This window comes from Frankia sp. CeTa3Moorea (assembly GCF_978021225.1).
The window spans coordinates 1,274-11,396 of sequence record NZ_CDXDOR010000156.1 but is presented as its reverse complement, the minus strand read 5'-3'; the positions used below and the strand labels follow the sequence as shown (position 1 = coordinate 11,396).

General features: G+C 73.9%; 8 protein-coding genes. All 8 read left to right on the top strand.

Annotated elements, in window-relative coordinates:
* The coding region (locus tag AC08OV_RS20510; protein ID WP_476620133.1) for an ABC transporter ATP-binding protein at window positions 1-875 on the top strand (875 nt) is incomplete at its 5' end.
* On the top strand, window positions 868-2,685 hold the full coding sequence (gene cydC, locus AC08OV_RS20505; RefSeq protein WP_476616217.1) for a thiol reductant ABC exporter subunit CydC: 1,818 nt from the start codon (window positions 868-870) through the stop codon (window positions 2,683-2,685). The genes AC08OV_RS20510 and cydC, both read left to right, overlap by 8 nt.
* A complete protein-coding gene (locus AC08OV_RS20500; RefSeq protein WP_476620132.1) occupies window positions 2,682-3,605 on the top strand; it encodes a class I SAM-dependent methyltransferase in 924 nt (307 codons plus the stop codon). Before cydC ends, AC08OV_RS20500 begins: the two co-directional genes overlap by 4 nt.
* The gene (locus AC08OV_RS20495) at window positions 3,602-4,618 is read left to right on the top strand and encodes an ABC transporter substrate-binding protein (protein ID WP_476615116.1); all 1,017 of its coding nucleotides are present in this window, start codon (window positions 3,602-3,604) and stop codon (window positions 4,616-4,618) included. Before AC08OV_RS20500 ends, AC08OV_RS20495 begins: the two co-directional genes overlap by 4 nt.
* A gap of 5 nt (window positions 4,619-4,623) precedes the next feature.
* Entirely contained in the window at window positions 4,624-5,769 is a 1,146-nt protein-coding gene (locus tag AC08OV_RS20490) for a FecCD family ABC transporter permease (protein WP_476615115.1), read from the top strand.
* Complete coding sequence (locus AC08OV_RS20485; RefSeq protein WP_476615114.1) at window positions 5,766-6,596, top strand: ABC transporter ATP-binding protein; 831 nt, start codon at window positions 5,766-5,768, stop codon at window positions 6,594-6,596. Before AC08OV_RS20490 ends, AC08OV_RS20485 begins: the two co-directional genes overlap by 4 nt.
* A gap of 244 nt (window positions 6,597-6,840) precedes the next feature.
* A complete protein-coding gene (locus AC08OV_RS20480) occupies window positions 6,841-9,078 on the top strand; it encodes a YcaO-like family protein (RefSeq protein ID WP_476615113.1) in 2,238 nt (745 codons plus the stop codon).
* Window positions 9,079-9,127: 49 nt separating this feature from the next.
* The gene (locus AC08OV_RS20475) at window positions 9,128-10,006 is read left to right on the top strand and encodes a SagB/ThcOx family dehydrogenase (RefSeq protein ID WP_476615112.1); all 879 of its coding nucleotides are present in this window, start codon (window positions 9,128-9,130) and stop codon (window positions 10,004-10,006) included.
* Window positions 10,007-10,123 lie beyond the last annotated feature (117 nt).

Here is a 10,123-nt window from a genome sequence, read left to right as displayed (position 1 = left end):
CCCCGGCTCCGGCTTTGGCCCCGGCCTCGGCTCTGGCGTTCGAGGGTGTCGACTTCACCTACCCGAGCCGGTCCGAGCCGGCCGTGCGTGGGGTCAGCTTCGCCGTCGGGGTGGGCGAGACCGTGGCCGTCGTCGGGCGTTCCGGCGCCGGCAAGACGACCCTGGTGGGCCTGCTGCTCGGCTTCCAGGAGCCGACGGCGGGTGTCATCCGCCTGGGCGGGACCGATATCGCGACCCTGTCGGCCGAGGAGATCCGGTCGACGGTGGCCGTCGTCTCCCAGGACACCTACCTGTTCCACGGCACCGTCCGGGACAACATCGTCCTGGGCCGGCCGGATGCCACCGACGAGCAGGTGCTGGCCGCGGCCCGGGCCGCCGGCGCGCACAGCTTCATCAGTGCGCTGTCCGGCGGATACGACGCACTGGTGGGCGAGCGCGGGCTCACCCTGTCCGGCGGTGAGCGGCAGCGGATCGCCGTCGCACGGGCTCTGCTGCGTGACGCGCCGGTCCTCGTGCTCGACGAAGCCACCTCCAGCCTCGACGGCGCGGTCGAGGCGGACGTCCAGGAGGCGCTGACACGCCTGCGGGCCGGGCGCAGCTGCCTGGTGATCGCGCACCGGCTGTCCACCGTCGCCTCCGCCGACCGGGTGGTCGTGATGGAGGGCGGCGCGGTGGTGGAGCACGGAGCCCACCACGACCTCCTCGGGGCGGACGGCCCGTATGCCCGGCTGGTCGCGGCCCAGCGGTCGGCGGGGCGCGGCGCCGGCAACGGAGCCGGCGACGGCGCTACCGGTGCCAGCGCCACCGGTGCAGGCAGAAACGGTGCCGGCGGGCCGGTTCCGGTGGCGGTCCTCAAGGAGGGGAACCATGACTGAGCTCGCGGCGGACACCGAGCTCACCCCAGCCGCCGAGCCTGGGACGTCCGAGGCGGCGGCCGCGGGCCGGGGCGCACGGCTGCGGCCGCTGGTCGCGCTCCTGCGCCCCCACCGCGGGATCTTCGCCGTCGCGGTCACCGCCGGAGTCGCCCACCAGCTCGCCACCCTCGGCGCGGCGGCCACCGGTGCCTGGCTCGTCGGGCGCGCGGTGACCGGCACCCCCGGCTCCGAGCTTCACCCGGGGATCGCCGTGCTGGGCGTGCTCGCGGTGGCGGCCGCGGTGCTCGCCTGGACCGACAGCCAGCTCGCCCACGTGGGCGCGTTCCGGGTGCTCGCCACCGTCCGGGGGATGATCTACGACGCGTTCGAGCGGCTGGCGCCCGGCGGCCTGCAGCGGCGCCGGACCGGCGACCTGGGCGCTTCGGCGATCTCCGACGTCGAGCAGCTCGAAGGCTTCTTCGCCCACACCCTCAGCCCGGTCGTCGTGGCCGCCACCGTGCCGCCGGCCGCACTCGCCACGCTCGCGGTGATGCGCTGGGAGCTCGCCGTCGCCCTCCTCCCGGCGCTGGTCGGGCTGCTCACCGTGCCGCGGTGGCTGCGCCGCCGGTCCGAGGCGACGGCCACCCAGCTGCGGGACTCGCTCGGGGAGCTGAGTGCCGACGTCGTCGACACCGTGCAGGGCGTGCGGGAGCTGCTCGCGCACAACGCCGGGCAGCGGGCGCTGACCAACCTGGCGCGGCGGGAGGGTGTGCTGTCGGCGGCCAAGACGGTGCACGGCCGCCGGGCGGGCACCGAGCAGGCGGTCACCGACCTGCTCTCCTTCGTCGGGCTCGTCGCCGTGCTGGCCACCGGAGCCCACCTGGTGAGCACCGGGGAGCTGCCGCGCCACCTGCTGTCGGTCGCCGTCGTCCTCGCGCTGGCGGCGTTCGTCCCGATCTTCGCCGTCGTCGACACCACCCGGGAGCTGGACGTCATCCTGGCCGCCGCCGCCCGGATCGAGTCGATCCTGACGACCGAGGCCCCCGTCGAGGACCGCGCCACCGCGGCCCCGGCTCTGCCGCCGGCGCCCGGGGTGGCCTTCGAGCGGGTCACCTTCCGTTATCCCGGCACCGGTGTCGACGCGGTGCACGAGGTCAGTTTCACCGTCGCCCCCGGTGAGACCGTCGCCCTGGTGGGGCACTCCGGGGCCGGTAAGAGCACGTGTTCCCACCTGTTGATGCGGTTCTGGGACGTCGACTCCGGACGCATCCTGGTCGGCGGCCAGGACGTGCGCGACCTGCCCCAGGCGATGCTGCGCGAGGCGGTCACCCACGTCCCGCAGGACGTCCACCTGTTCAACCTCTCGGTGCGGGAGAACATCCGGCTCGCCCGGCCGGACGCGACCGACGCCGCGGTGGAACAGGCGGCGCGGGACGCCGGCGCCCACGACTTCATCGCCGCGCTGCCCGAGGGCTACGGCGCCGCGGCCGGGGAGCTCGGCGGCCTGCTGTCCGGGGGGCAGCGGCAGCGGATCGCGATCGCCCGGGCGTTGCTGCGCGACGCGCCGGTGGTGGTGCTCGACGAGGCCGTGTCCAACCTCGACGCGCACAGCGAGGCGGAGGTCGCCGCGGCGCTGGCCCGCCTGCGCCACGGCCGGGCGACGCTGGTGATCGCCCACCGGCTGTCCACCATCCGCGGCGCGGACCGGCTCGTGGTCCTCGACGGCGGCCGGGTCGTCGCCACCGGCAGCCACGACGAGCTCGTCGCCCGCGGCGGAACCTATCTCGACCTGATCTCCACTCAGGTTGACTTCGCGGAGGAACACGGATGACGCAGACCCCGAAGCGCACGGTGACCCCCGAGCACGCGGTGCCCCCCCAGCGCGTGCCCCCCCAGCACACGGTGCGCGGCGCGGCGCGGCCCCTCGCGTCCGCCGACATCAGCGCCTACTGGGACGCCGCCGCCCCGACGTTCGACGTCTGGCGCGGCGACGCCGGGATCACCGCCTCCGGTCACACCGCGGGCGAGGCCCGGGCCTGGGAGCTGCTGTGGCACCGCGTCCTCGGCCCGCCGCCGGCCCGGGTGCTCGACGTGGGCTGCGGCACCGGGTCGATGGCGCTGCTGCTCGCGTCGTTCGGCTACGAGGTGGTCGGGGTCGACGCGTCCGAGTCGATGCTCACACAGGCCCGCCGCAAGGCGGACGCGGCCGGCCTGAAGGTGGAGTTGCACGTGGCCGACGCCTCGTCGCTCCCCTTCCCGGACGGGCACTTCGACGCCACGGTGGCCAAGCTCGTGCTCTGGACGATGCTCGACCCCGAGGCCACCGTCACCGACTGGCGGCGCTGCACCCGGCCCGGCGGGCAGGTGGTGGCCGTCGACATCAGCTACGACCGGCTCGGCCCGCTCGGTCTGGCCCACCTGCGCCTCGCCCGCGCCGTAACCGCCCGGCGCTCGCGGATCGAGGCCGGCTACTTCCACGACCCCGCCCGGCTTGTCCAGCTTCCGCTGTGGATGGCCGGCTCAGAGGCGTACCGCAACGTCTTCGTCCGGTCCGGGCTGGACCGTGTGCTGGTCGAGCACCTGACCGGCATCGCGGCGCTGGAACGCCGCCGGCTGCCGCCGACGAGCCGGCTGTGGCCCGTCCTGGCCCGCCATCTCGTGCAGGGGGCCGTCCCGACGGCCGCCCGCACAGCCGGCCCCGGCACGACGACCGGCCCTGGCACATCCGTCCCCGAGAGGATCTACCCTTGAGCCTACTGCGGCGTACGGCCGCTTTCCTGCTGGTCCCCGCGCTCGCTCTCGTCGCCGCCGGCTGTGGCGATGGCGGCGGTGACGGGGATCCCGCGGCCGCGTCGGCGCCCTCGGCCACCACCGCCGGCTTCCCGGTGACGGTGGACAACTGCGGGGTCACCACCACCTACGAGGCCGCGCCGAAGCGGGTGGTGGCCGAGGAACAGAGCGTCATCGAGACGATGCTCACCCTCGGTCTCACCGAGCGGATCGTGGGGGTGGCCACCCTCAACCAGACCGAGCCCCGGGCGGACCTGGCCGCGGCGTACCGGTCGCTGAACGTCCTGTCGACCAGGGGCGGGATCACCCGCGAGCTGCTGCTGTCGGTCGACCCCGAGCTCATGGTCAGCCGGCGGGAGAGCAGTTTCGCGGAGGAAAGAGGAATCAGCCGCGAGTCGCTGCGCGGCGACGGCGTTTCCTCCTTCGTCCTCGGCCAGGACTGCATCGACGGCCGCCCGACGTGGCCGGCGCTCTACGAGCAGATCCGCAGCCTGGCGAGCGTCTTCGGGGCGACGGAGCAGGCCGACCGGGTCATCGGGGAGATGACCTCGACGGTGCAGGAGCTGGAGGCCACGGCGGCCGGGCGTGGCACGAAGCCGCGGGTGTTCGTGTACGACGACTCCGGTGAGGACGTCCCCGGCACGCAGGGCGAGGACGCGCTCGCGACGATGCTGCTGGACAGCGCTGGCGCGGAGAACGTGTTCGACGACGTCTCCGGTGTCTTCGGCAACGTGACCTGGGAGCAGCTCGTCGAGCGCAATCCCGAGGTCGTGATGGCCATCGATTACGGGGACGGCTCGGGCTTCGAGGCGAAGCCTCTCATCGACCGCCTCAAGAATCATCCCGCCGCCAGGAACATCGACGCGGTCCGGAACAACCAGATCTTCATCGTGCCCAACCATCAGCTCCTGCTCGGAGTCCGCAACGTCGAGGCGCTGCGGACGATCGTCGAGAACCTCGGCGACCGGGGTTGAGACCGGTGCCGGGGACGAAGCTGCTCACGGGAACACGGTTACCAGCGGGGCCTCAGCCACCGGCGACCGACACCGCACCGCCGGAGCCCGGGGCGGCCACGGCGCCGCGGCCGCCCGCGTCCCGCGTCCGGTTCGGGCTGGTCCTGCTCGGCCTGGCCGCGGCCCTGCTCGTCTCGGTCGTGGTCTCGGTCTCGGCGGGCCAGGTGCGGATTCCGCCGGTGACCGTCTGGCAGGTCGTCGCCGACCGGCTGACCGGCGGCGCCCTGGGACGCGCGGGCGGCCCGCACGACCTGATCGTGTGGGAGGTCCGGCTCCCCCGGGCGCTGCTCGCGGTCGTCGTCGGCGCCGGCCTGGCTGTCGTCGGCACGATCCTGCAGGCCCTCGTCCGCAACCCGCTCGCCGACCCGTTCATCCTCGGTATCACCTCGGGTGCCTCGGTCGGCGCGGTCACCGTGATCCTGCTCGGCTGGTCCGCGTTCGGCGTGTACTCGCTGTCCGTGTCGGCGTTCCTCGGCGCCCTCGCCGCCTTCGGGCTCGTCTTCGCCATGGCGCAGCGCTCCGGGCGGATCTCCCCGTTGCGCCTGCTGCTGGCCGGGGTGGCGGTGTCCTACCTGCTCACGGCGGTGACAAGCTTCCTGATCTTCCGGGCGGACACCGACGGGATCAAGGCGCGGTCGGTGCTGTTCTGGCAGCTCGGCGGCCTCGGCGGGGCCAGGTGGTCCTATCTCGGGCTGCCCGCCGCCGCGGTGCTCGCCGGCACGATCGCGCTGGCGACACAGGCGCGGCGGCTCAACGCGCTCGTCCTCGGTGACGAGTCCGCGACCAGCCTCGGCGTCGGGGTGGAGCGTCTGCGCCGGCAGCTGTTCGTGCTGGCCTCGCTGCTGACCGCCGTGATGGTCGCCGTCAGCGGCGGGATCGGCTTCGTCGGGCTGATGGTCCCGCACGTGTGCCGGATGCTCGTCGGGCCGGACCACCGGCGCGTGCTGCCCGTCGCCGCCCTCGGCGGCGCCGTCTTCCTGGTCTGGGCGGACCTGGCCGCCCGCACGGTCGCCGCGCCGGAGGAGCTGCCGGTGGGCGTCGTCACCGCCGTCGCCGGCGCCCCGTTCTTCCTGTGGCTCATCTGCCGCCGCCTGCAGCTGGGGGGCGGATGACCACACTGCGACTGGCCGGGATCGAGGTACGTCTCGGCGACGCCGTCGTCCTGAGCGGCGCCGACCTGAACTGCGAGGGCGGCGAGATCGTCGGTCTGGTCGGGCCCAACGGCAGCGGCAAGTCCACCCTGCTGCGCACCGTGTACCGGATGGTCCGGCCGATCGCGGGTCTGGTCACCGTCGACGGTGACGACGCCTGGGCGCTGAGCGAGCGTGAGCTGGCGCGGCGGACCGCCGTCGTCGTCCAGGAGACGCCCACGGAGTTCGACTTCACCGCCCGCGAGATCGCCGCCATGGGCCTGCTCCCGCACAAGCGGGCCTTCGACCGGGACACCGCCGCGGACGCCGCCGCCGTCACCGCGGCGCTGGGCCGGGTGGGCGTCGTCGGCGGCCTCGTCGACCGCCCGTTCGCCACCCTGTCCGGCGGGGAGAAGCAACGGGTCCTGATCGCGCGGGCGCTGGTCCAGCGCAGCCGCCTGCTCCTGCTGGACGAACCCACCAACCACCTGGACGTGCGTTACCAGCTCGAGGTTCTCGACCTGGTCGCTGGCCTCGGTGTCAGCACGGTCGTGTGCCTGCACGACCTCAACCTCGCCGCCAGCTACTGCGATCGCATCTTCGTCGTCGACGGTGGCCGGGTCGTCGCCGGCGGCAGGCCCGCCGACGTCCTCACCCCCGAACTGATCCTCGCCGTCTTCGACGTGCGGGCCGCGCACTACGTCCACCCCCTGACAGGTCAGGCCCAGCTGGCCTTCACGTCCGCCACCGCCGCCGACCCTGGGACAAGGCGGCATCTGACACCCCGAGAGGAGGTGAGCAAACCATGAAGAAGGTCTCGATCCGCAAGACCACGCTCGTGCGCACGGGGGCGGCCAACGCCGCGCACAACAACAACATCTCCGTTGTTGCCGCGTACGCGTGGAAGTGACGCCAGTCACGCCTGCCGTGCCGCCCGCCCGGGAGGGCGGCACGGCAGGTCCGGGCGGCACCGCGGTGTCGGGCAGCAGTGCCACCGTGGCCCCGGGCACCGCCGGACGACCAGACGGACCACCGATCGGAGAGGAGGTGCCGGTGACCGAGCCTGCGCACATCGTCGGCCTGACACTGCACCGCGGGCCCGACCACACGTCCCTGATCACGACCCCTGGCGGCGAGGTCCTCCAGATCGAGCTCCCGCCCGACGAACTGGCCGAGATCGTCGGCGCCTGCGACGGCGCCGCCACCGTCCCCGAAATCGCCGCCCGCTGCGCCGACCCGTCCGTGGCCGCGGACGTCCTCGGCGCGCTGCTGGAGCAGGGCTGCCTGACCGAGGCCGCCGCGGCGCCCCGGTCCTGGCACTGGGGCCGGTGGCCCGAGGCGCCCGCGAGCCCGGAGCGCCCCGCCGGTGCCCGGGTGCTGCTCGACGGCGACGAGATCATGGTCGTCGCGCTCGGCGAGGCCATGGTCCGCGGCGGCATCCGCAGGGTGCGACCGGGCCTGCCGGGGCAGGTGGGCGACGTCGACCTCGTGGTGACGGCCACGGTCGCCGGTGACACCAGCCGGGTCGCCGTGACCGCGGCGGCGGCAGCGGCAGCCGGCGTCCCCTGGGCCGGCTTCCACCTCGACCGCGGTATCGGCGTCCTCGGCCCCCTCGTCGTGCCGGGGCGCACCGCGGACCACGCCGATCTGGTCGACCGCCGCCGGTCCGCGAGCACCGACCCGCGGCTGTGGTCGGCGCTTGCCACCGCGCCCTACTGGGGAAACGCCTACGTGCCGCCCGGACCCGAGCTGGCCTGGATGGCCGACGTGCTGGTCATCGAGCTCTCCCGGTGGCTGGCCGGCGCCCCGTGCCGGCTGCTGTCCGCCGAGCTCGAAGCCGACCCGCTGAGCCTGGCGCTGACCGTCCACCCCGTCCTCCCGCACCCCGCGTACTTCGGGCCGGAACTGCTCACCGGCTGGGCGGCCACCCCGAAGGCACTGGTCAGCCCCCGCACCGGCATCGTGGTCGGCCTACGGGACACCATCCACCACCCCAGCGTGCCGGCGGCTCTGCACACCGTCACCGCCGACGTGGCTGACATGTCCAACGCGGCCCGGCAGCCATGGCGCAACGACGTCCTGTGCGGTGGTACCTCGTTCACCAGCCGCGACGCCGCCGTGGCCGCCGCGCTGGGCGAGGCGGCCGAGCGCTACAGCGCCAACTGGACGGGCACGTTGACCCCGGTGCGGGCCTCCTACGACGAGCTGGCGCGGCGGGGCGAGGCGGCGCTGGACCCGGAGCGGCTGGTCCTGTACTCCGAGAGCCAGTACGACACCGCTGGGTTCCCCTTCCGCCGCTTCACCCGCGACCTCGCCGTGCACTGGGTCCGCGGCCGGTCCCTGACCACCGGCGAGGACACCTGGTTGCCCGCGAGCCAGGTCTACATCAACTGGCGGACCGACGCCCCCGGCGCGGAACCGGCCCTGCACTTCCACAACTACGTCGGGGTCCAGGCCGGGCCGAGCCTGGAGTTCGCGCTCACCTCCGCCGTCGAGGAGGCCGTCGAACGCGACGCCACCATGACCTGGTGGGCCAACCGCCACCCGCTGCCCGCGCTGGCCCTGCCCGACCACCTGGCCGCCTACTGGTCGGGTGACCCCGCCGCGGCCGGCCAGCGGGCCTGGGCGATCCACCTCGACAACGAGTTCGGCATCCCGGTGATGGCCGGGGTCGTCGAGCACGGCCCGGACCGCTTGCTCACCATCGGCTTCGCGGCCCGCGCCGACCCGGGCGAGGCGCTGCTCAAGGCCTGGGGGGAAGCGCTGATCCTGCAGGAGGGCAGCCGCGACCTCGACCGGCCCGACGACGAGTGCGCCATCCGCAACGTCCTGGACCAGCACAACCGCGGCGGGGACTACCTCAAGCCGCAGCGCCCCGACCGCTCCTACCTCGACGCCTACCGCCCCGACTTCCGCGACGTCGTGCAGCTGCTGTGCCAGCAGCAGCTGAACCTCGACCCGCGGGCCCGCGCGCACGTCGCACCGTGGCTCGATGTGCCGGCGACACGGGCGTTCGACACCGTCCCCGGCCTGGCGGCCCGTGATCTCGGGACATACCAGAAGATCGTGGAGAGCCGCGGCTACGAGATCCTCTACGCCGATCTGACCACGCCGGACGTCGCCGCCTGCGGGCTGCGGGTCGTCCGCGTGATCATTCCCGGCCTGGTGCCCAACTTCCCCGCCGCCTTCCCCACCTGGGGCCGCGGCCGGGTACTGGCCCACGCCGCCACGCTGGGCTGGCCGGAGCTGCCCGAGACCGAGCTCAACACCTTCCCCCTCCCCTACGCCTGACCCCGCTCCGGTACGCCTGACCACCCGGACGACCGCGAAAGCAGGACCGATGGACTCGCTCGCGACATCCGACGCCGACCTGACTCCCGCCGACCTGACTCCCGCCGACCGGGCTCTGGTCACCGCGATGGGGGCCCATGCCACCACCGCGGACAGCCCGCCCCTGCGCGTGCTCGACGTCATCCACCGCAACCTGACCGCCCCAGCCGGGCCGCTCGACCTGCCGTCCACCGACGACTCTGACGACACCGACGGATCAGACGAGATCAGCCTGGTCAAGGAGTACAGCGACGCGCCGGCGGTCGCACTGCCCCGGCCCGGCGGCCGGGCCGGGCTGCCGCCGCTGAACCGGGTCATCGCCGACCGGCACAGCTGCTACGCCTACGACGGACGGCCGCTGGACCTGGCCGATCTCGGTGACCTGCTGCACCACGCCGCCGGGGTCAAGCAGCTGGCGCAGACCCCGATCGGGTCCATTCCCGTCCGGATGGCCCCGTCCGCGGGCTCCCTGCAACCGGTCAATGTCTACGTCGCGGCCAGGCGGGTGGACGACCTCGACCCGGGGGTCTACTACTACCAGCCGGTCCGCCACGAACTGGAGCTCGTCAGCCCCGGGGATCCCGGACCGGGCCTCACCGCCGGCTGCATGCAGGACTTCGTCGGCACCTGCCCCGCCACGCTGGTCCTCACCTGTTCCCTGGACCGGGTCGTCTGGCACTACGGGCATCGGGCCTACCGCTCGGCGCATCTCGACGCCGGGGTGCTCGCCCAGAACCTCATGCTGGTCGCCACCGGGCTCGACCTCGCCACCTGCGCGGTGTTCGGCTTCTTCGACGACGACCTCAACAGGCTGGTCGGCGCGGACGGACGCGACGAGATCACCGCCCTCGCGCTGACCGTCGGGCACCCGGCCGCCGCGGCCGTCTGACCTGGATCACGCGCGGCTGTCGCGGCAGCCACGGCAGCCGCGACAGCCGCGGCGACGGCTCAACGGGGGTCGTCGTGGACGTGATGCTGGTGCGGCTCCAGGTCGTCCCAGGCGGGT